General features: G+C 36.5%; 19 protein-coding genes. 13 read left to right on the forward strand and 6 right to left on the reverse strand.

All coding sequences use genetic code 11. From position 1 onward, the window contains the following. Window positions 1-3 precede the first annotated feature (3 nt). The 3 genes from AWW83_RS03295 to aroC all read right to left on the reverse strand — a co-directional run bounded on the left by AWW83_RS03295 (window position 4) and on the right by aroC (window position 3,135). Entirely contained in the window at window positions 4-822 is an 819-nt protein-coding gene (locus AWW83_RS03295) for a tetratricopeptide repeat protein (RefSeq protein WP_092348455.1), read from the reverse strand. 23 nt (window positions 823-845) lie between these two features. Next, window positions 846-1,883: a redoxin family protein gene (locus tag AWW83_RS03300; RefSeq protein ID WP_092348458.1), complete on the reverse strand. Its 1,038-nt coding sequence runs from the start codon at window positions 1,881-1,883 to the stop codon at window positions 846-848. Between the two features lie 64 nt (window positions 1,884-1,947). After that, window positions 1,948-3,135 (reverse strand): chorismate synthase, encoded by a 1,188-nt coding sequence (gene aroC, locus AWW83_RS03305; RefSeq protein WP_092348461.1) that lies wholly within the window; start codon window positions 3,133-3,135, stop codon window positions 1,948-1,950. Between the two features lie 117 nt (window positions 3,136-3,252). Between aroC and efp the strand changes: the two genes are divergently transcribed. After that, complete coding sequence (gene efp, locus AWW83_RS03310) at window positions 3,253-3,822, forward strand: elongation factor P (RefSeq protein ID WP_092348464.1); 570 nt, start codon at window positions 3,253-3,255, stop codon at window positions 3,820-3,822. Between the two features lie 139 nt (window positions 3,823-3,961). Here the strand turns inward: efp and cas6 are convergent, their stop codons facing one another. Continuing rightward, entirely contained in the window at window positions 3,962-4,717 is a 756-nt protein-coding gene (gene cas6 / locus AWW83_RS03315) for a CRISPR-associated endoribonuclease Cas6 (RefSeq protein ID WP_092348467.1), read from the reverse strand. Window positions 4,718-4,909: 192 nt separating this feature from the next. Here cas6 and hpf point away from each other — a divergent pair, with 192 nt between their 5' ends. The 12 genes from hpf to AWW83_RS03375 all read left to right on the forward strand — a co-directional run bounded on the left by hpf (window position 4,910) and on the right by AWW83_RS03375 (window position 18,548). Then, window positions 4,910-5,209, forward strand: a complete 300-nt coding sequence (hpf, locus tag AWW83_RS03320) for a ribosome hibernation-promoting factor, HPF/YfiA family (protein WP_092348470.1) — start codon at window positions 4,910-4,912, stop codon at window positions 5,207-5,209. Between the two features lies 1 nt (window position 5,210). Then, window positions 5,211-6,239, forward strand: a complete 1,029-nt coding sequence (gene hprK / locus AWW83_RS03325) for an HPr(Ser) kinase/phosphatase (protein WP_092348473.1) — start codon at window positions 5,211-5,213, stop codon at window positions 6,237-6,239. A gap of 16 nt (window positions 6,240-6,255) precedes the next feature. Beyond that, window positions 6,256-7,848: an ABC transporter substrate-binding protein gene (locus tag AWW83_RS03330; RefSeq protein WP_092348476.1), complete on the forward strand. Its 1,593-nt coding sequence runs from the start codon at window positions 6,256-6,258 to the stop codon at window positions 7,846-7,848. Window positions 7,849-7,858: 10 nt separating this feature from the next. Then, window positions 7,859-8,824, forward strand: a complete 966-nt coding sequence (locus AWW83_RS03335) for an ABC transporter permease (RefSeq protein WP_092348479.1) — start codon at window positions 7,859-7,861, stop codon at window positions 8,822-8,824. Beyond that, window positions 8,821-9,744: an ABC transporter permease gene (locus AWW83_RS03340; RefSeq protein WP_092348482.1), complete on the forward strand. Its 924-nt coding sequence runs from the start codon at window positions 8,821-8,823 to the stop codon at window positions 9,742-9,744. The genes AWW83_RS03335 and AWW83_RS03340 overlap by 4 nt, the downstream gene beginning before the upstream one ends. Window positions 9,745-9,808: 64 nt before the next feature. Continuing rightward, window positions 9,809-10,669: a TIGR00282 family metallophosphoesterase gene (locus AWW83_RS03345; protein WP_092348485.1), complete on the forward strand. Its 861-nt coding sequence runs from the start codon at window positions 9,809-9,811 to the stop codon at window positions 10,667-10,669. Then, window positions 10,632-11,534 (forward strand): bifunctional methylenetetrahydrofolate dehydrogenase/methenyltetrahydrofolate cyclohydrolase FolD, encoded by a 903-nt coding sequence (folD, locus tag AWW83_RS03350; protein ID WP_092348488.1) that lies wholly within the window; start codon window positions 10,632-10,634, stop codon window positions 11,532-11,534. Before AWW83_RS03345 ends, folD begins: the two co-directional genes overlap by 38 nt. 13 nt (window positions 11,535-11,547) lie before the next feature. Beyond that, window positions 11,548-12,306: a UDP-2,3-diacylglucosamine diphosphatase gene (locus AWW83_RS03355; RefSeq protein WP_159421096.1), complete on the forward strand. Its 759-nt coding sequence runs from the start codon at window positions 11,548-11,550 to the stop codon at window positions 12,304-12,306. Then, window positions 12,278-14,527 (forward strand): penicillin-binding protein 1A, encoded by a 2,250-nt coding sequence (locus AWW83_RS03360; RefSeq protein ID WP_092348494.1) that lies wholly within the window; start codon window positions 12,278-12,280, stop codon window positions 14,525-14,527. The genes AWW83_RS03355 and AWW83_RS03360 overlap by 29 nt, the downstream gene beginning before the upstream one ends. Window positions 14,528-14,529: 2 nt before the next feature. Next, window positions 14,530-16,353 carry a tetratricopeptide repeat protein gene (locus AWW83_RS03365; RefSeq protein WP_092348497.1) on the forward strand — a complete coding sequence of 608 codons (1,824 nt, stop codon included), beginning with the start codon at window positions 14,530-14,532 and terminating at the stop codon, window positions 16,351-16,353. Next, window positions 16,350-17,615: an asparagine synthetase B gene (locus tag AWW83_RS03370; RefSeq protein ID WP_092348501.1), complete on the forward strand. Its 1,266-nt coding sequence runs from the start codon at window positions 16,350-16,352 to the stop codon at window positions 17,613-17,615. The genes AWW83_RS03365 and AWW83_RS03370 overlap by 4 nt, the downstream gene beginning before the upstream one ends. Window positions 17,616-17,627: 12 nt before the next feature. Continuing rightward, a complete protein-coding gene (locus AWW83_RS03375) occupies window positions 17,628-18,548 on the forward strand; it encodes an aldo/keto reductase (protein WP_092348504.1) in 921 nt (306 codons plus the stop codon). Here AWW83_RS03375 and AWW83_RS03380 read toward each other — a convergent pair. Then, window positions 18,522-18,704: a hypothetical protein gene (locus AWW83_RS03380; protein ID WP_092348507.1), complete on the reverse strand. Its 183-nt coding sequence runs from the start codon at window positions 18,702-18,704 to the stop codon at window positions 18,522-18,524. The two genes, AWW83_RS03375 and AWW83_RS03380, sit on opposite strands and share 27 nt — an antisense overlap. Window positions 18,705-18,761: 57 nt before the next feature. Next, window positions 18,762-20,435, reverse strand: coding sequence for a T9SS type A sorting domain-containing protein (locus tag AWW83_RS03385; RefSeq protein WP_234697234.1), 1,674 nt, complete (start codon window positions 20,433-20,435; stop codon window positions 18,762-18,764). Between the last annotated feature and the right edge of the window lie 2,258 nt (window positions 20,436-22,693).

Consider the following 22,693-nt stretch of genomic DNA (forward strand, 5'->3'; position numbering starts at 1 on the left):
ATCTTATTTTCCAATTTTTTCCTCAAGCTTTCTTATCTCTTCCTCATATTTTTCCTTTTCATAAGGGCGTTGCTCAATTAACTTCTTGTAAACTTTTATCGCTTCCTCATAAGCTCCTTGATTCGCAAGTATCTCTGCAAGTTTTGGCGTCACAATGCTTATATCTTCATATGAAAATTCCTCCTCCTTAATCTCCTTAACGCTTTCACTTTCAAACTTATCCTCCACCTTTTGTTTTGATTTTCCCTCTTCAAGTCGCCTGATCAACTCGTCAAGATAGGTCGCCTGTGTTTCAACCTTGACTTCATCTTGTGGCTTCGTTTCATCAACAAGTGGAATATCAAAAACTTCTTCAACCTCTTCAATTTCTTTCCCCTGTTGTTTAAACTCTTCCCGTTCAATTTCAACTTCCTCTGGAATTTCTATCTCAGGGAGTTCGCCTTCAAAGCTGACAGCGGATTCTTTGCGAGTGACCTTACCAAGTTGTTCTCCCTTCTTTTGTCTTGATGAAATTTTTGCGATCAAATCAATTACAAATTGAGAATCGGGCAAAATCTCAATAACTTTATTTAACTCAACAAGCGCTTTTGAGTATGCTTTCATTTCAATGTAACATCTTGCCATCAAAAGATGCGCTGTTGAATAATCTGGATACTTTTGAACTGCCTTGTTGCACAATGTTATTGCTCTTTCAACATTTCCAATTTCAAGATAAAGTGACGCAAGCCGAACAAGCAAAGGCGAATCTGGATTCTTTGATACAAACTCTTCATACTTTTTGATTTCATCATAAATTTTTCCAAGGACTGAATTTTTCTGCATAAAGTTTTATCAAATTTTTTGTTTTATTCTCTCACAACGCACGAGCCGAATGTAAATGAATAAAGTGAAAACGCATCGGAATTTGTGTAAAGTTTTAATGTGTAAACTCCGTATTTTTCACCTGAAATTAAATTATACATTCGCCCACTTTCAACTTTGACGATGCTTCTTCCACTTTCATCGTAAAAAACATCTTTTCCCTTCATATCCTTCGGGATTGGCTTATCATCAAGTGTTAATATCACATCATAAGACCTACCATCTGAATTAAACACAGCATTGACCTCCGTTCCTCTGAATTTAAAAGCGACATAATCTGTGAATTTTTCATTTCTTCTCAAATGTAAAAGTTTCATCGCATCAACCTTAAACCAGCCATTTAAAGTTATCTGTGCTTCCTTATAACCTCCATCGTCCTCGTAAAAAGATTCCTCATCGGGCTTAATTCGTTGCGTAAAATATCCACGAAGATAACCTGCATACATTTCCGGAGTTCTCGGATAACACACAGCCCCGGGCTTGTCTTCTTCCCTGATGTATTCAATCACATCGGGAAAAGTTAAGCCCGGATTGATCTGCGTCAAAAGTTCCTGAATTTTTCTCTCAGTTGTTCCATATGCTCCTTCACCGACATGATCAAATCTTATGATGCCGTCTTTATCAATCAAAAATTTTCTTGGCCAAAACTGATTTTTAAAAGCATTCCAGATTTTATATTCACTGTCCACGACAACAGGATATTCAATGCCAAGTTCTTCAACAGCTTTTTTGACATTTTCAAATTTAGATGAGAAATCAAATTCAGGCGTGTGAACACCAATTATGACCAGCCCTTTATCTTTATATCTTTTGTGCCATTCCTTCAAATATGGCAAAGTTCTCAAACAATTAACGCAAGTATATTCAAAGAAATCAATCAAAACGACTTTATTTTTGAGCTCGCTTAATTTTAAAGGCGTTGAATTTATCCATCCAGTTCCACCATTTATTTCTGGCGCTTTTTTTCCTGTCCAGTTGAAAAATGTAAATTGTAAGAGCATCGCAAAGAGTATGATTTTCATTTTGAATTGAATTTTTCTTGTTTAAAATAAAAAGTTTCACAAAAATTGTCAAAGGAATTTTTAATCACCATTCAACGAAAATGGCATTTTTATAATTTTTCTTCAACTCTTTCAAACTATCACCCCCAAATTTTTCAAGCAATGCATTTGCGATAACTGGGGCTATCACCGACTCAGCGATCACGCTTGCGGATGGAACAGCGCAGAAATCAGAGCGTTCATATCTTGACTTTACATTTTTAAATGTTTTTAAATCAACGCTTGATAATCCTTTTATAACTGTTGAAATTGGTTTCATAGCAATTCTTAAAACAATGGGCTGTCCATTTGTTACGCCACCTTCAAGCCCTCCTGCACGATTTGTCCTGCGGAAGATTTTTCCATTTTTGACAAAAATTTCATCGTGAACTTCTGATCCAAATTTCTTCGCATTTTCAAAGGCAGAACCAATTTCAACTCCTTTTATCGCTTGAATTGACATTATCGCCTGAGCAAGCAAACCATCAAGTTTTCTATCCCAGTGAACATAACTTCCAAGCCCAACTGGAAGCCCTGTCACAATCACCTCAAAAATCCCCCCAACCGTATCACCTTTTTTCTTCGCCTCTTTTATAACCTCAATCATTTTTCCTTCAACTTGCTTATCAATACACCTGACTTCGGATTTATCTGCTTCAAGAGTTAACTCTAAAGCTCCCTTCGGTTTGTGAATTAACTTTTGAATCTTTTTGTCAAGTTTTTCTCTATCTTCAAAACCTGCATAACCAATTTGAATCACATGACTTCCGATGAAAATTCCAAGTTCCTCAAGCAGTTTTCTCGCAATAGATGAACACGCAACTCTGATTGCCGTTTCCCTTGCACTTGCTCTTTCAATCACATTTCTTATATCGTCAAAACCATATTTAAAATAACCAACGAAGTCAGCATGACCTGGGCGTGGAATTGTGATCTTCTCAATTTGCTTATCAATTTCTTCAACCGACATCTTCTCTTTCCAGTTTTCCCAATCTTTATTTCTTATCATCAATGCAATTGGACTCCCGATCGTTTTCCCGAATCTTACACCTGATAAAATTTCAACTCTATCTTCTTCAATTCTCATTCTTCCACCTCTTCCATAACCCTGTTGTCTTCTTTTCAAATGAAAATTGATATAATCTGCACTTATTTCAAGCCCTGCTGGAATTCCTTCAACTATACCAATGAGTGCCTGACCGTGTGATTCACCAGCTGTTAAGATTCTTATCATAAAACTTATCACTGATTTTTATTTTTAAAAAAGTTAAACATCACGCTTTCTATTTGCAAATAAAATCGCCCGAAACTATATTTTTAAAAAAGGAGCAAAAATAACAGGAGGCAAATTATGATCCTCGCAACCGAAATAAGAGAAGGAATGGCACTCAAAATTGAGGGAACAATTTTCAAAGTAATTGAAGCGAAAGTCCACGCAGGAAGTGGGCAAATGCAAGGTTTTGTCTCCGCACGACTTCTGAATCTGTCAACAGGTCATTACACAGAACGAAGGTTTAGAACAGATGAAAAAGTTGAAGATGTTGAACTCATCAGAAAACCTATGGAATATATCTACAACGACGGGGATTTATACTATTTTATGGATCCGCAAACATATGAACAGGTTGGAGTTCCAAAAGAAGCGTTGGGAAATTTTGCAAGGTTTTTGAAAGAAGGAATGAAAGTTGATGTTGAATTCCTCGGAGAAGAACCTGTAAGCGTGAGATCACCAAAGACGGTTGATTTGAAAGTTGTTTTAACAGGCTCAGGTGTTAAGGAAGCACAGGATAACACTATGAAAAGCGCAACGCTTGAAAACGGGATTGAAATCCTTGTCCCACAATTCATTAAAGAAGGCGAAATCGTCAGAGTTGATGTTGAAACGATGAAATATGTTGAAAGGGTAACGCAGAAGAAATAATTTTTTTCATTTTGCAACTTTTAAACTTCCGTCAAAAAACTTTTTGCTATGGTTAATTAATCTTTTTTCCAAAAATTCCACACTTGTTCAACGCTTACTCTCTCTTTCCGGTCATTAAACAAAATGTGGAAATACTCCGTCAACGACTTACCTCATACACAAGTTCCAGCATTCCGAAACCTTGACTTCTTCTTGCTCCCAAACCAGCACGCAGGATAAGATTTAAAACCTCTGACTCCGCTTCAAAAAGAAATAAACCCGTAAATCCGGGCAACTTCAAATTCCCTCTATCTGTCAAATGCTTTACAACAACACGTCTGGTCTTAACCGGCTTAAAATTAATCTCACCGCTTACCTCTCGCCCAAGCAAATTTCTCACAAGTTCAGAAACATTAAACTTTAAAGCCTCATAAAAAGCCTCATCACCATCAAAATTCTCACATTTGGGACACAGATAAAATTTTTCATTTTTATGACTTCGTATCAAAACAGGAGAAAGCGTTTTAAAAATCGCAGAATTCCCTTTTATCTTTTTGTTCTCAAAAATCCATAAATTTGAAACATCAAAATCCCGTCCAAAAATTTTTATCGTCTTACTTCTGACGAAATAATTGTAAAGCAAAATCTCATCGTTCAAATCAAACGAACTAAACTTAAATTCAAGAGGTCTGTTGAAATAAATTTTTTCATCTTGAACTTTGACATCATCTCCAAAAGCAACTGCAAAAGTGTATGGCTTAACAGTTCTTCTGTTGAAAACCAAATCATAATCAATTGGTGATTCACTTTGAAATGCACTTTTTATAATTGACATAAACCCAGTGCGATAATCAAGTGGAAGTGAAAAAACATTCCCCGGTTGGATGAAATTTGGCTCAAGCACAACTTTTAACATGTCAAAACCCTTTTTATTTTTTCAAACGAAATATAAATAGGCGCTGTTAAAAAGTCAAGAGTGAAACCCCAACGAAACATTTAAAGCAAACAAATTTAGGATTTGACAGGAAATTTTCTCAAAGAAAATTGACAAATCGGAACTTAATTGTTATATTTACACTGAAAACAAAAATCAATAAGGAATGAACCTATGGCGCTCAAAATCACAGGGCATCACATTGAAGTAACGGAGCAGATGAAAAATTACATTGAAAAAGAACTTTCACGGCTTGACAGATTTTTTGATGGAATAATTGACACGGAAGTAATTTTAAGACAAGATACAAAGCACAACCATTTAAAAGAAGCAGAAATAATGATAAATGTCTATGAACACAAACTCACAGCGAAAGCGACGGATTCGGACATTTTAAAGGCGTTTGATAAATCAATTGCAAAAGTTGAGAAACAACTCATAAAATTTAAAGACAAACTGAAATCGCACAGATGAAATGTTTAACAAAGAATTGAAAGAAATACGCAAATCTCACATAACGGTCGGATTTTTTTACGAAGCCGGGAGCGAACTCTTCAAGTTGAAAACTTTAAATGGTGAGGTTGGATTTGATAGAAAGATAACTGATAAAAATATACATCGCCCGGGACTTGCCCTTGCTGGTTATGTTGAACTTTTCACTTACAATAGAATTCAAGTTTTTGGAAATACCGAGATAAGATATTTGCAAAGTTTAACGCCAGAAAATCGGATTAAGTCAATTCAAAACATACTTCAGTTTGAAATTCCCTGCGTTGTGATAACGAATGATAATGTGCTTCCGGATAATTTGCTTGATCTTTTCACGGAGAAAAAAATTTCCGTTTTTCAGACACCGCTTGAGACAACGAAACTTGTCTATTTCATAAGCGACTTTCTTGATGATCAATTTGCACCTCAAACCGTCGTTCACGGCGATCTTGTTGATGTTTATGGGATCGGGCTCTTGTTTGTGGGTCGTTCCGGGATCGGAAAAAGTGAAATTGCGCTTGATCTAATTGAACGTGGGCATCGCCTCGTAGCAGATGATGTCGTCCTGATAACGAAAAAAGGTGAGAATATACTCATCGGAACTTGCAACACCGTGACTAAACATTTTATGGAAATACGAGGTCTCGGGATAATTGATGTAAAAAACATGTTCGGAATAAGAGCGATAAGATACCAAAAGAGAATTGAAGTTGTCGTTGAACTTCTTGATTGGGATCCGAAAGAAGAATACACAAGGACAGGGCTTGACGAAGAAAAAATTTCAATCCTCGGCGTTGAAATTCCACTTGTTAAACTTCCTATATTCCCCGGCAAAAACATAACCGTAATTGCGGAAGTAATTGCGCTTAATCATCTTTTGAAACATTACGGATATGATTCAGCAAAAGAATTCAACAAAAACCTTGAAACTATCCTCAAAAAGAAAACGTCTGTATTAAAAGAAGATTTCCCGATTGAAAGAATCACAAAATACTTTGAACACGACTTTGAATAAATAAAAGCGAGATTAAATGCGGATTAATCATCTTCTTCTGTTCTTTTTACTTCTGACATCATTATTCTTCACAAGTTGCCGAAGAGCACAAAAACAAAACTACATAGTCATAGGTAGCACAATTGATATTGATTCTTTCAACCCTTACTTGAGCACTTCTCTTTTTACACAAGATTTGCTTGACAGAGTTTATCTACGGCTTGCGATTGAACAGGAAGATTATCGGACATTCAAGCCTCTTCTTGCAAAACGATGGGAATGGTCAAAAGATTCAACGCAGATAACTTTTTACTTGAGAAATGATGTCTTTTGGACGGATGGTGTTAAAACGACCGCTTACGATGTTGAATTTAGTTTCAAATGTGCAACTTCTCCCGAAGTTGCGTGGTTAAATGCGGAAGATATAACAAGAAACATTGAATATGTCAAAGCCTTGAATGAGACAACGCTTGTGGTAAAATACAGGTATGTTTATCCGTATCAATTAACAGATATAAACGATGTGTGGATAGTTCCAAAACATATCTATGAAAAAATTCCTTTCTCAGAATGGAGAAGGAATGGTTATTTTGACGAAAAACCCGTGACGAATGGACCTTACAAAGTCGCAAGGTGGGAAAGAGGACAATTGATTGAACTTGTTAAAAATGAAAATTATTTTGACAAAAGTTATCCAAAGATTGAAAGAGTGTTTGTTAAGATCGTGCCGAATGAAGCAAATTTAATTTTGCAATTTTTAAACGGTGAAATTGATGTCCTTCCATCAATTCCGCCAGCCGTCGCTGAAAAATATGAAAACAGCCCAGATGTTAAATTCATTCGTTATCCATTTCTTGCTTATGAATACATCGGTTGGAATCAAAGAAATCCAATTTTTGCGGATAAAAAAGTTCGTCAAGCGTTATCATACGGAATAAATGTTGATGAGATAATAAAAGCGATTTTGAAAGGAAATGCGGTTCGCTCAACTTCGCCTTTTCCATCTATCTTCTGGGCTCACAATGAAAAATTGAAACCATATCCTTACGACATAGAAAAAGCAAGAAAACTACTCCATGAAGCGGGATGGAAAGATTCAGATGGCGATGGAATACTTGACAAAATTATAAACGGTAAAAAAGTTGACTTCAAATTCACTCTTATAACAAACGCAGAAAATCAAACGAGAAAAGAAATTGCAACCGCAGTCCAAAATGACCTTGCAAAACTTGGAATAAAAATGGAAATTCAAGTTTATGAGTTCAATACTTTTATGAGACACATACTGACGAAAAATTTTGATGCGGTTATATCGGGATGGAGAGTTGCAACAAAACCTGACCTAACAACTGTGTTTCACAGCGAAGCAATAAAATCGGGACATAACTTCGTGTCTTATTCAAATCCATATTTTGATAGGTTAAATGATTCTGCATCTGTGATGAACAATTTGAACAACGCAAAAATTTTATGGGATAAAATTCAGGAGATAATTTACGAGGATCAACCATATACTTTCCTTTACGAACCTGTGAGGATAAGCGGAATAAGTAAAAGGATAAAACCTGAAACTGTGAAAATGAACAGCATAAGTTTCCTTTACAATCTCCACGAGTGGGAATTAAAGTAAAACTTTGCAAATGCTTTATATCTTAAAACGAATTGTCAATTCAATCTTTCTCTCTTTTGGAATAGCAACAATTGTCTTTTTTCTGTTGAGAATTCTTCCATCTGCTTCATTTTCCGACATTTATCTTAATCCACGATTGTCCGAAGATGTTTTATCCCGTTTAAAAGTTGCCTATGGACTTGACAAGCCAGTATTAATTCAATTTTTGAATTGGTTGAAGGAAATTTTAACAGGCAATCTTGGATTTTCGTTTATCTACCGTAAGCCGGTAATAAATTGTATTGGTGAAGCAATCCTTTTTACACTTACGATTGGAATTCCAGCTCTTATTTTAAGTTTTGGCTTTGGGATTTTCATCGGTGTTCAATCTGCACGAAAAAGGGGAAAGACAGTGGATCGGATTTTAAATTTGTCTTTTTTGATCCTGTATTCAATTCCGTCATTTTGGCTTGGGATTGTTTTAATTTTAATTTTTAGTTACACGCTTGGAATTTTCCCGTCATCAGGTTTGCGTTCAATTAATTTTAACGAGATGAATTTTTTTGAGAAAATTTTTGATATGTTTATGCATATTGTTTTGCCATCAACGACTTTGAGCATTGCCCCGATGGCTGCAATTGCAAGATTCACAAGAAACACGATGTTAAATGTTTTATCTCAAACATACATCAAAACAGCAAAAGCCAAAGGGCTTGACGAACGCACAATTTTCTATCGCCACGCTCTTCCAAATGCGCTTATTCCAGTGATTACATTATTTGGACTTTATCTTCCTTTCTTTTTTGCTGGTTCAATTGTCGTTGAAGAAATTTTTTCAATCCCGGGCATAGGGAAATTGATGGCCGATTCAATTTTTCAGCGTGATTATCCTTTGACAGTTGGAATAACTTTGTTCGTTTCTTTCATCGTCATAATTGGAAATTTGATCTCCGATATTCTTTACTCAATTTTTGACCCAAGGATAAGGTTAAAATGAAAAAGCAAAGGCAAATAATTTTCGTTGCGTCTTTCATCATTGCTTACATTTTAATTTCGGATTTTATTTTACCGTTTGACCCGTTCATTTCACCTGACAAAGAAAATCTTTCATCTCTTCCACCATTTTCAATTGCTTACGAACTAAATCTCAAAAACGGAGAAAAAATAGTTGTGCTTGATTATAAATTTGAAGATGCATTCATTCTATATCAGCAAAAATTCAAAGCAGGGAGAATTGAAAAAGAGAAAATTGAAAAAATCAAAACATTTATTTTTCTGCTCGGGACGGATAATTTAGGAAGAGATGTGTTAAGTAGAACAATTTATGGTGGGAAGATTTCGCTTATAATTGGAGTGATTTCAGCGTTGATTTCTTTTATAATTGGAACTGCGATAGGAGCTTTTGCGGGTTATTTTGGAGGGATAGTTGATAAAATTTTAATGCGCCTTACAGATGTATTTCTCGCCTTTCCAAAATTATTTTTGATTCTTGTCGTAATTGCATTCACTCACACGCAGACAATTTTGAGTTTGATTTTAATTCTCTCACTTCTCAATTGGATGGGGATAGCACGACTTATTAGAGCCGAATTTTTAAAGGTCAAAGGAATGGAATTCATAACAGTTCTTGAATCAATGGGTTTACCCGACTTAACAATTGCGGTTAAGCACATTCTTCCAAACGCAATTTTACCAGCGCTCATAAGCATACCGCTTATAACGGGAGATGTAATACTTACGGAGTCAATTTTGAGTTTTCTTGGCTTCGGGATTCAACCTCCTATTCCAACTTGGGGAAATATGATAAGTGAGGCGGAGAAAAATTTGCTTTCAACTTGGTGGCTTCCGATATTGCCCGGGATTTTGATTTCAGGGACTGTTTTGATGATGAATTTGATTTCACAGCCCGAAACTTAATGCTTTTTATTTAAGCCGTGGTTTTGCTATATTATTTATGTTTAAAAACAAATTCCTGCACTTTATGGAAATTAATGTCCTTTTCATCGGCGATGTCGTTGGAGAACCAGGAATAAGAATTGTTGAAATGCTTCTTCCGAATTTCAAAAAAGAATACAAAATAGATTTTTGCATCGCAAACGGGGAAAATCTCGCTGACGGTAAAGGTATAACTCCCGAAACAGCAAAGCGACTTTTCAACGCAGGCGTTAATGTTATAACAACTGGAAACCATGTATGGGATAAAATTCAACAGGCAAGAGATTTTATCATAAATGAACCAAATGTCCTGCGACCGTTGAATTATCCGAAAGGAACTTACGGAAAAGGTTATGTCATATACAATCTTCAAAACGGAAAAGGAAAAATTGCGGTTGTAAATCTGCAGGGTAGAGTTTTTCTATATCCGATAGATTGTCCATTTAGGGCAATGGAAATGGCTCTTGCAAAAATTTCAAAAGAGACAAAAATCATAATCGTTGATATGCACGCTGACGCAACCGCTGAAAAGATGGCTATGGGATGGTATCTTGATGGAAGGGTCAGCGCTGTCGTCGGAACTCACACACATATTCCAACAGCTGATGCAAGAATTTTACCGAACGGAACTGCATACATAACCGATGTTGGGATGACAGGTCCTTATGATTCTGTGATAGGTATGGAAAAGAGAGCTTCAATTTTGAGATTTTTATATCAAACACCGCATAAATATGAAGTTGCTCAAAACGATGTGAAATTTTCCGGTGTTTTCATTTCAATTGATGCGCAAACTGGGAAAGCGTTGAAGATAGAGAACATAATTTATCCCGAATTCAACAAAACAATAAACGAAGGGGCACTTCAAAATGCCAGCACAAATAATCAATGGGAAGAAAATATCTGAAGAAATTAAACAGGAAGTAAAAAAACAAGCAGAAGCACTTTACAAAGAAACGGGCATCGTCCCAGGGCTTGCGTTTATCCTTGTTGGAGATAATCCTGCGTCAAAAGTTTATGTGACTATGAAAGGGAAAGCGTGTGAAGAACTTGGATTTTATTCAATAACTTTAAAATTGCCAGCTGAAACAACAGAAGAAGAACTGCTTCAAAAAATTCAAAATTTAAATTCAGATCCAAAAATTCACGGAATCCTTGTTCAACTTCCCTTGCCTTCACACATAAACGAGCAAAAAATTTTACAGGCAATTGATCCGATAAAAGATGTTGACGGTTTTCATCCAGTGAATGTTGGGAAACTTGTCATCGGACTTGAAACATATCTTCCATGCACACCTGCGGGAATTCAAGAACTTTTGAAAAGAAGTGGGATCAATCCATCTGGAAAACATGTTGTCGTTCTTGGAAGGAGCAACATCGTGGGAAAACCAATTGCCAACATACTTCTTCAAAAGAAAGAGTGGGCAAATGCAACTGTAACAATCTGCCATACCGGGACAAAAGATATTTCTTATTTTACAAAACAAGCAGATATTTTGATTGTTGCGATGGGAAAACCTGAATTTGTGAAGGGAGATATGATAAAGCCGGGAGCAGTTGTAATTGATGTCGGAGTTAACAGAGTTGATGACCCATCTTCAGAAAAAGGATACAAACTTGTTGGAGATGTTCATTTTGAGTCAGCTTATGAAGTTGCCAGCGCTATAACGCCAGTTCCGGGCGGAGTTGGACCTATGACGATAGCAATGCTTATGAAGAACACGCTTCAAGCTGCGATCAACCAGATTGCGGTAAAACAGCTTTCAAATTAAATTTTCTATTGCTTTGGAGAAAGTTTTCTTTATATCCGATGTTCATCTCGGGCACGGCTCAAAAGAAAGCAATCGCATAAAGGAAATAGAGCTTGTTCGCTTTCTCAACTTTGTTGGAGAAAATTCAAAGAAACTTTTTATACTTGGTGATTTTTTTGATGTGTGGTTTGAATATAAACTTGCTGTGCCAAAGGGATTTGCAAGAGTTATCGGAAAACTTGCAGAACTTTCGGACAGCGGGGTTGAGATTTTTTACATTCTCGGAAATCACGATTTCTGGGTGAGAAATTATTTTGAAGATGAGCTTGGGATAAAAGTTTTCAAAGACGATCTTGAAATTGAGATCAACGGGAAAAAATTTTACATCTCACACGGCGATGGTTTTTCAAAAAATGATTTTGGTTATAGAATTTTGAGAAAAATTATGCGAAACAAAACAAACATTTTTCTTTACTCTTTAATTCATCCTGACATCGGGCTTTGGCTTGCTGGGGCTTCATCAAGAAAAAGCAGAGAATACTCTTTAAATCGTGATTCAACGGAAAATGAAAAAGATGTGATTGAATTTGCAAGGGGAAAAATAAGTGAAGGTTTTGATTATGTTGTGATGGGACATCTGCACAGACCAAAAATTGAAAAAATTGGGGATGGGTTTTATGTTAACACTGGCGATTGGCTTTGGAACTTTACATATGGAGTTTTTACAGATAAATTTGAAATAAAAAAGTGGGCTTTTTCAAGTGATGAAGTTGCGAAATTATTTCAAAAGTGAAATTGATAAAGAAAGGTATTTCAACGACCCCGATTACAGAAGAAAAATTTTACAGAGATTGAAACAGCGTGAGAAATTGAAAAAAATAATTTTAATTTCACTTGCTCTCTTGTTCATCGCTTATGTGATTTATCTTATCCTCGGTCTTCCATCGCTTCAACAGCTTGAAAACCCAACTCCTGAACTTGCAACGAAGGTTTATTCATACGATGGAGAACTTCTCGGTCAATTTTACATCAAGCAAAGAGCTTACACGCCGATTGACAGCATTCCAAAAAATTTGATAAATGCTCTTATTGCAACCGAAGATAGAAAATTTTATAAACACTGGGGACTTGACCTTGACAGAATTATAAAAGCGATGGTTAAAAACATTTTAAGTTTTAGAATTCGTGAAGGCGCAAGCACAATCACACAACAGCTTGCACGAAATCTCTATCTATCGCAGGAAGTTTCAATAACAAGGAAACTGCGGGAAGCGATAACAGCAATTCAAATAGAGAGAACTTACACGAAGGAAGAAATACTTGAGATGTATCTTAACATTGCCTATTTCGGGATGAATGCATATGGGGTTGAATCTGCTTCGTTTGTTTATTTCGGGAAAAGTCCAACTGAACTCACGCTTGCGGAGTGCGCTCTTTTAGTTGGAATGTTAAGATCACCTGCAAGATACAACCCATTTGAGTATCCAGATAGAGCGATAAGAATTAGAGATGTGGTTTTGAGAAATATGCTTGTAACAGGTTTCATCACAAACGAAGAATATGAGAAAGCAAGAAAAGAACCGCTTAACTTGAATCGCAGTCGTGAGTATATTTATTCAGGGATTGCGCCTCATTTTCTTGAATATGTGAGATTTCAACTTCAAAAGAAGGCGGAAAAATACGGATTTAACATCTATAGAGATGGGCTTGTGGTTTACACCACGCTTGATGCACGGATGCAAAGGTATGCAATTAAAGCGGTAAAAGAACAACTTGATGAATTGCAAAAAGAATTTGACAAGGCGTGGAAATGGGATAAAAATCTTTTGAATCAAATTCTTGATAAAGCAATAAAACAAAGCCCGAAATATCTTGAAGCAGATTCATCTGAAAAACCGAAAGTTTATAAAGAGTTATTGAACAATCAATCTTTCGTTGATTCGGTTAAAAGAGAAGCAACAAGAATTCAAGCTGGCTTCGTTGCGATTGAACCTCAAACTGGATACATAAAAGCGATGGTTGGAAGCTCAAATTTTGAAGTTTTCAAATATGGTTTAAACCATGTCACGCAGATAAAAAGACAACCGGGCTCTGCGTTCAAACCTTTTGTTTATACAGTTGCAATTGACAATGGCTACTCACCTGCATATCAACTTCTGAATCAACCGATAACGATAATAATGGCAAATGGAGAGAAATGGACGCCTTCAAATTTTGATGGCTCATTCGGTGGGAAAGTGACTTTAAGAGAAGCTCTGAAAATGTCAATAAATGTCGTCGCAGTGAGAGTTTTACAAGAGCTTGCTCCAATGAATCAGGTTATTGATTACGCACATAGAATGGGAATAACAACCGAGATACCGCCTTATGAGTCAATTGCGCTCGGAACGGCGGAAGTTATTCCACTTCAACTTGTTTCAGCTTATGGAACATTTGCAAATGAAGGTGTGTATGTTGAGCCAGTTGCAATTTTAAGAATTGAAGACAGATTCGGCAATGTGATTGAAGAAGCAAAACCTGAAAAAAGAGAGGTCATAAGCCGTGAGACAGCTTATATAATTACGAATATGCTTGAAGATGCTGTAAATTCTGGAACGGGAACACGTGTTAGGCAATTTTTCCATCTACCCTGCGCCGGAAAAACCGGAACGACACAAGATTTTGCAGATGCTTGGTTCATAGGTTATACGCCAAATCTTGTCGCAGGCGTATGGCTTGGATTTGACGATAGAAGAATAACTTTCGGTGGAAATTTCGGTCAAGGCGGAAGAGCTGCTGCTCCATTGTGGGGAAGATTTATGAAATATGTTTATGACGATCCTGAAATAAATATGCCAATTCTTGATTTTGAACAACCTCCGGATGTCGTAAGTGCGACGATATGCGCAGAATCCCAAAAACTTGCAACTCCATATTGCCCGCAAAAAATTACCGACCTTTTCATCAGAAAATATCTCCCCACGAAACAATGCGATATCCACACATCTGAACAAAAACCAAGAATTATGTTTTAAGGATGAAGATAAATTTAAAAAAATTTTTAGCTGTGATTTTTGCGATAAATTCAATCTTTTCTCAACAGCAAAACGAGATGAATTTATTCCGACTTGCGCAATCATTTGAAAGAGCTGGGGAATATGAAAGGGCTTTGAAAATCTATGAAGAACTTTACACAAACAATCCCACAAACAGAGTTTATCTTGAAGCCGTCGTCAGATTAAACACGCAGACGAAAAATTATGACAGAGCAATTAAACTTGCACAATCTTGGCTCTCAACTCACCCGGATGACATTGACATGATGGCAAGAATTGGGGATATATATTTCAAAGCAGGAAAAGAAAAAGAAGCGATTGAATCGTGGGATAAAATTGTGAAAACTTACCGAAATAATCCCGGCATATACAGAATGGTTGCGGATTATTTAATACAGAACCGACTTTATGATAAGGCGATTGAATATCTTACAACCGCACAGAAAATTTCCGGCTCGCCAGATTTATATGCATTTGAAATTGCGATGCTTTATGAATTCACGATGAGATTTGATAAAGCGATTGAAGAATACATCAAACTTTTACAGCGAACACCAAGCATGATACCAAGTGTTAAGTCAAGAATGTCGTCATACATAGATAGACCTGATGTTTTGAAACAGATTCTTCCAATTCTTGAATCATCTGCGAAATCTTCAAAATCAAACATTGGGATTCTTGATCTTTACGCATGGGTTTTAAGCGAAGCAAAGGATTATCATAAAGCGCTTGAAGTTCAAAAACAACTTGACATAGCAACCAACGCAAATGGAGAAGTCATTTTAAATTTTGCACAAGACCTTTTCAATCAAGAAATTTTTGAAGTCGCACAAAAAGCATACGCAGAAATAATTGAAACTTATCCAAAATCACGAGTTCTGCCCGAAGCGAAACTTGGACTACTTCGGTCTCGGGAGGAAATTTTAAGAACGAAATTAATTCGCATTGAAAACAAAGATACCGCAATTTATTCCGACCTGAAAAAACTTGAAGAAGATTACAAAAAATTTTCACAGGAATACATCGGGACAAAATATGAAGCGGAAGCATTGTTTCGGCTTGGACTTATTAAACTTGACATCTATTTTGACCTTGATGAAGCACAGCGATTTTTTGAAGAAGTTGAAAGAAAATTTATGCTTTATCTCGGGAAGGATGCAATTTTTAAACTTGCGGAAATTTTTACCTTGAAAGGTGATTTAAATTCCGCCCGTGAAAAATATCTTTACCTTTTGAAACTTAAAAATTTCCCCGACACATTGAAAGTTAAATTTTTACTTGCACAACTTGATTATTATGAGGGCAATTTCAACTCCGCTTTAAAGATGCTTGAAGATGTTTCAAAATTTACATCATCAGATTATTCTAACGATGCGATAGAACTTACGCTAAAAATTCAAACAAATCGTTTCCCCAGTGAAGAAAATCTTAAAAAACTTGCAATTGCGGAATTAAAGATAAAACAGAGAAAATTCGGCGAAGCAATCCCACTCCTTGAAGATATAACTTCAACCTGTAAAAACTGTCCGATCTCCGATGATGCTCTCTTTACACTTGCCGAAGTATATTCAACAATAAACAAGCACGAAAAAGCGATTCAATATGTTGACACATTGCTTGAAGAAAATCCTGAAAGCATTTACGCAGATGACGCTATGATGGAAAAAGGAAAAATTTATCAGAAACTTGGGAAAAATGATCTTGCGATTGAGACATACACGAAACTTATTTCAAAATTTCCAAATTCTATATTTGTGAATGAAGCCAGAAAAAGAATCAGAGAATTAAGAGGCGAAATACAATGATGCGTAAATTTTTGCTTACGCTTTTACTTCTATCGGGAATTGCATCTGCGCAGAATAAAATTTTGATCTATATGGATTTGAAACAAACCGACCATCTTAAAGCATATGGCATTGCATATTTTGCGTTAAAACACGGTGTTGATGTTGATTGGCTTTTGAACTATCGTGGTGGCTCATTTATGATGGATTATCACGATGAAATAGCAAACGAATGTAGAGTCCGTGGTGTTGCTTTTGATGTCATATCAAGTTCGGAAGCGATGCAAATTTATGCACAGATTCAGGATGAAAATAGCAATATGGATGTTGTGCGACTTGAAAAAGCCCCAAAAATTGCTGTTTATGTCCCACCAAATTTCAGACCTTGGGACGATGCTGTCACACTCGCACTTGAATACGCTGAAATACCTTACGATAAAATCTGGGATGAGGAAATTTTAAATGGCAAAGTTTATGAATACGACTGGCTTCATCTTCACCACGAGGATTTTACGGGTCAATATGGAAAATTTTACGCATCATTTGGAAAGACGCAATGGTATATTGAAGAACAAATGATGTACGAAAAAGAGGCAAAACGGCTTGGTTTTAAAAAAGTTTCTGAACTTAAAAAAGCTGTCGCACGAGGCATAAAAGAATACATCGCCTCAGGTGGATTTGTGTTTGCAATGTGCTCTGCAACAGATGCTCTTGATATAGCACTTGCAGCTGAAAACACAGATATTTGCGATGTTATGTATGATGGCGACCCACCAGACCCAGATTGCCAGCAAAAACTTGATTACTCAAAGACACTTGCATTTGAAAATTTCAAACTTGAAATGAACCCATACAGATACGAATACTCAGACATTGATATCCCGCCGAGCGATCCACCGCCATTGCGTGACCCTTCAACCGATTACTTCACACTTTTTGAATTTTCTGCAAAATATGATCCAGTTCCGACTATGTTAACACAAAACCATGTCAATGTGATTCACAATTTTATGGGTCAAACGACATCATTCAATCGTAAATTGATAAAAAAATCTGTCGTAATACTTGCTGAAAAAGAAGGAACTGACGAAGTTAAATATATTCACGGAAATTACGGACGTGGGACATTTACTTTTCTTGGCGGACATGATCCCGAAGATTATCAGCACGCCGTCGGAGATCCACCGACAGATTTATCACTTCACAAAAATTCGCCGGGTTATCGCTTGATTTTAAACAATGTTCTCTTCCCCGCAGCAAAGAAGAAAAAATTGAAAACATAAATTCTCAAAAATTTGAATCGTGACAGGAAAAAAATTTCTCGCAGAGAATTTATAAAAAAGACAGGTGCAACAATAATTGGAGCTGGACTTTTTGGATTGAGCAAATCTGAAAAAGAAATTGAAAAAAGAAAACTCGGGAAAACAGGTTTAAATGTCACAATCCTTGGGCTTGGATGCGCACAAATTGGAAGTATGAGAAATTTTAAAGAATCCATTAAAATAATTGAAACCGCAATTGAACTCGGAATAAATTACATTGACACAGCAAGCACATACGGAGATGCTGAAGAAAAAGTTGGTGAAGTTATGAAAACAAGAAGAAAAGAAGTTATACTTGCGACGAAGACATTGCAAAGGGACAAAGATGATGCTTGGCAAGAAATTAACACAAGCATTGAGAGATTAAAAACTGATTATGTTGATTTACTTCAAATTCACTCCGTCAACACAATGTATGAACTTGATAAAATAACCTCAAAAAATGGCTCGCTTTATGCGGTGTTAAGAGCAAAAGAAGAAGGACTTTGCAAACACATTGGAATCACGGGACACAGAAATCCAGAAGTTATCAAAGAAGCACTTAATAGATTTGATTTTGAAGCGGTTCTCGTTCCATTGAGTTCGGTTGATAAACTTGCGAATGACTTTGGTGATGTAATTTTCCCAATTGCAAAGAAGAAAAATATCGGTGTAATCGCAATGAAAGTTTTATCAGATGGCAGGGTCACGGATTATGTCCCCGAAAGTTTAAGATATGTTTTCTCACTCCCTATAAGCACGGCAATTGTTGGAATGAAGACGCTTTCAGAATTGAAGCAAAATGTTGAAATTGCCAGAAACTTCACTCCGATGACCGAACAAGAGATGCAAAATTTAATTCAGAAAACGAGAAAATACGCAAATACATCAATCCTCTGGTGGAAACGAGGTTGAACCTGCTTCAAAAAGAGAAAGAATTGAATAAACAGAAGAAATACCCATTGACAAGCCAAGCAAAAGAAAAATTTTATTTATGGACGAAAGAGCAACAGATACAAGCGTCAATGAGACGAAGATTGAGGTTAAAGCAATGTTAAATTTTTTGCTCATCTTTTCAACCTTTTTTAATTTTAAAAAGAGGCGGGGCACCAACCCCGCCGTAAAATTTTACTTCATCAATACCATCTTCTTTGCTGAAACATATCCATCAGCGATTAACTTGTAAATATAAACCCCGCTCGGGAGATTCCCCCCATAAAACTTAACCTTATAACTTCCAGGTGTTAAGTATTCATCAACCAGCTTTGCAACCTCTTGACCAAGCATATTGTAGACAATAAGTTTGACATTTGAACTTTTTGCGAGATTAAATTCAATCACCGTCTCCGGGTTGAAAGGATTCGGGTAATTTTGTTTCAATTCAAAATTTGAAGGAACATCTGAAGTTTTCTCATAAACCTTTACAAATCTTGAATAATCCGTATTTTGCGGGTCATAATTTGTCCAGCCAAGGTCCCATCTCTGCGTTGAGTCAGGTCCAAATGCCCCAACCCAGTTAACAGGAGTGAAGAACGGATCCCGCAATCTCGGATTTGTAAAATCAGCTGCACCTATAACGGGCGAATCAGACAAAGGTATTGGCTTTGGAAAGGAAAGATTAAACGGATCTTGAAGTTTTAAATCCACAACTGAACCAAATATCCTGTTGTTATACTGTGATCTCAAAAACCACGACTTTGCATCAAATCCAGAAACATTTGTCGTAACTTGGTTTGCTGATTTTATCCCCGCAATGAATACATTCCTTACTTGAAGCGTGTCATTTTGAGCATCGTTTGCAACATTTGAACCATCAAGCAAAATTCCCGTTGGCCATCCTGCAATTATGCTGTTGTAAAAGCTCAACCTTGTTGAGCGCCTGAGATGAGCACCACGCCTAAAGTTAGGATTATAACCGGTAAAATTCGTATCTGGCATTGGTCCAATAAATGTCACATTGCTGAAAATTCCACTTGTTCTTGGCACATTTGTCGTTCCCGTTCCATCATTATCGGATTCAAAACCGTTGCTTCCACTTATATCGGCTATATTTGGGTCTCTTACCGCAAGAGCAAATTGAACTTTTCCAGACCATCCAAAATCCGTGTCAAAATCATCATCAAGTCCTTTATATGCGACAAGATATTTAGCATTCACATTGCCACCAAACCATTCAAATGAGTCATCACCGCTGTAACTTACCTGCACATATTCAATTAAAGTTTTCCGACCAACGCCACTAAGCGTTAATCCATTTATTTCGTTATCAGGTTGATAAGCAACACCTGGGAATTCAATTCTAACATATCTAAAAACTCCACTGCTATCATCAGGGTTGTTACCTCCATAAATTCCATCATCTCCAAGTCCACCTTCAATAACTGCTGTTCCACCAGGAACATTAATTGGTGCTTCACCAAGTATAATAACTCCACCCCAATCGCCAGCTGCTCTTTGACCAACTGGTCGGGCGCTTGTGAAAACAATTGGTCTCTCTTTTGTTCCGTTTGCGTATATCTTGGCACCACGTTTAATTATAAGTGAACCTTTCGTTTCTTTCTCACCGTAAATTATTGTCCCTGGTTCAATCGTCAAAGTCGCACCTCTTTCAACCGTAACAAATCCACGCAAAAGATACTGCTTATCTGAAGTAAGAGTTGAATCACGCGTTATTCTACCTTGTAGAATTACCACATTTGATGGTGGTTGAGCGAAAGCAGATGAAATAAAAGCGAATGCAAGCAAAAAGAAAACAAGCAAACGATTTAACAACATTGAGTTTTGATTGTGTCTGTTAATCATTGTTCCTCCTGTTTTTGTTTAGAATTTGACTTTAACATCAAGTGAAATGCTTCTTATAGTTTCCACTTTTTGATACAGATAACCAGCTTGTTTCAAAACAACTGGTTTTCCCGTTATATTCTGCCCCGTCAAAACAATGGACAAGTTCTTCGTCAGATTATAACCGATTTTAAAATCAACCTGATACCTTGCTTGCTCAATTATATCATCATTGTATTGGGTTGCAACATCAAATATCTTCGGACCTGTGAGATTATATGAAATGCTTGCGTTGAATTTTGAGCTGGGTTTATCATACACAAGTTGAATGTTCGCAATATATGGCGCCTGACCCTGCAATCTTCTTCCTTTCCTCGCAATTGTTCCTTCCGTCCCTTCAACATCAACTTTTGAATCAACAAATGTCATATTTCCAATCGCTTTTACAAGTTTTAAATTCTTAACAAATTCAATCTCAACTCCTGTGACCTTGGCAAAATTTGCATTTTTATATGTTCGTTCTGAACCAAGCGCTGAACCAGAAACAATTACTTTCTCAATTGGCTTGCTTATATGTTTGTGAAATAAACCAACCGAAATCATATCTTCACCCAAACTGAAAACTTCAAATCTAAAATCGTAATTAAACGAAATCGCCCTTATAAGTGTTGAATCACCTCTGATGCTTGTCTGTGTGTAAAAATCAAAGTATGCAAATGGCGAAATTTCTCTCAATTCTGGCTTGTTTATCGTTTGGCTGTAAGATGCTTTCAAGTTAACCATGTAAAGAGGTGAATACTTTAACTCAAGCGCAGGAAGAACATCAAGATATTTCTTTGATATGACAAGGTCTTTGCTATCTGAAAAATCTCGTGTGTAGATATTTTGATTAACTTTTTCAATCCTTGCACCACCCATTATAGTTAGAACTTGTGTTCCAAATCTGATTGGCAAATCAACTTTAAGATATGTCGCCGTGCTTCTATCGTATGCTTTGTATTTATTCGTCCCTGCTTTGTATTCATCAAGCGAAAAGCCATTTCTTTTGAAATTATCAGGGATGAAAATTGAATCAGGTGGTAGATAATACATTCTGTAATCTGTTATTCCATTTAAATTCACAACGACGCCTATCAACCTGAACTTGAAATCACGCTTTGTCTCCCAGAAATTGAAACCTGTTTCAAAATTTGCTCCAAAAATCGGAAACTTAACACTTGTCTTGAACTCACGAACATTATCTTTTAAATCCGATGTTAAAATCCCACCATTTTTGAAGTTTGCTTGTGGTCCAAGTATCACTGCAAACTTCGCATCAGGGTCATTCATATCCCTACCGTAAACAAGTCGCCTTGTGTCTGGTTCTTTATTAAAAATTGTAGAAGTTGAACCCTGCCATTTTAATAAAACATCCTTTATCTCGTGCTCACCATAAAGTTGAGTGAAATAAAGATTTCTTTGATTAAAATTAATCGCCATATGTATCTGCTCCGCTCCCTGATCTGTATATTGATAACCCTGCATCTTTGCTGTTTCCTCGTTTGTAATCCCAATAATCAAACCTCTAAATCCTAAAACATTTCCACCAAATTTTTTCTTGACATCCGCAAGAAATGAAAACTGAACATCCCTTGAAACTCTGTCACCCCCATATTCAAATCTCTTTGAATAATCGCCCTCATATTCATTAACCTCAAACTTTCTGCTATTAACATTGCCCTTGTAAATCAAGGAAAGCGAATAGTTCAAACCAACAAGTGGAATCTTCCCAGCGCTCATAAAACCACCTTTAAAATTCGGCATTTGATTAAAAGAATTCATAACCCACAGATTTTTTATCTCCCTGGCATAAATGCTTCTTTCACTTACTGGAACTTTAGTTATATCATCTGGAAAGTTAGATGGCAAACCTGTCGTTTTATTTGAAACACCAAAAATGTTAACTCTGTCCATTCCGTATACGAAAAACTTCTTAAATGTCGCATCTGGAATCGCAGAAACCCCTAAATCAGCCGAATTCGTCAATGTATCTGAAAATTCAATTGTCTTTATATCAATGAAGCCACCTGAAAAATTTCCGGGAAGTTCGGGAGAAAATGTCTTGATAACAGATCGGAAGAGCGTCGTGTAGGGAAAGAGCGTAGATCTCGGTGGTCGCCGTATCATTAAAAAAAAAGAAAGATTGAACATGTATTTACCTGTTAAAATCGGAAAGATGAAGTTATTCAATGATGTCGGTTTCGGTGAGATTGAGAGAGCGATTGAGTTTTTGTTTGATC

This window comes from Candidatus Chryseopegocella kryptomonas, from assembly GCF_001536065.1.
Classification (GTDB): Bacteria; Bacteroidota; Ignavibacteria; order Kryptoniales; family Kryptoniaceae; genus Kryptonium; species Kryptonium kryptomonas.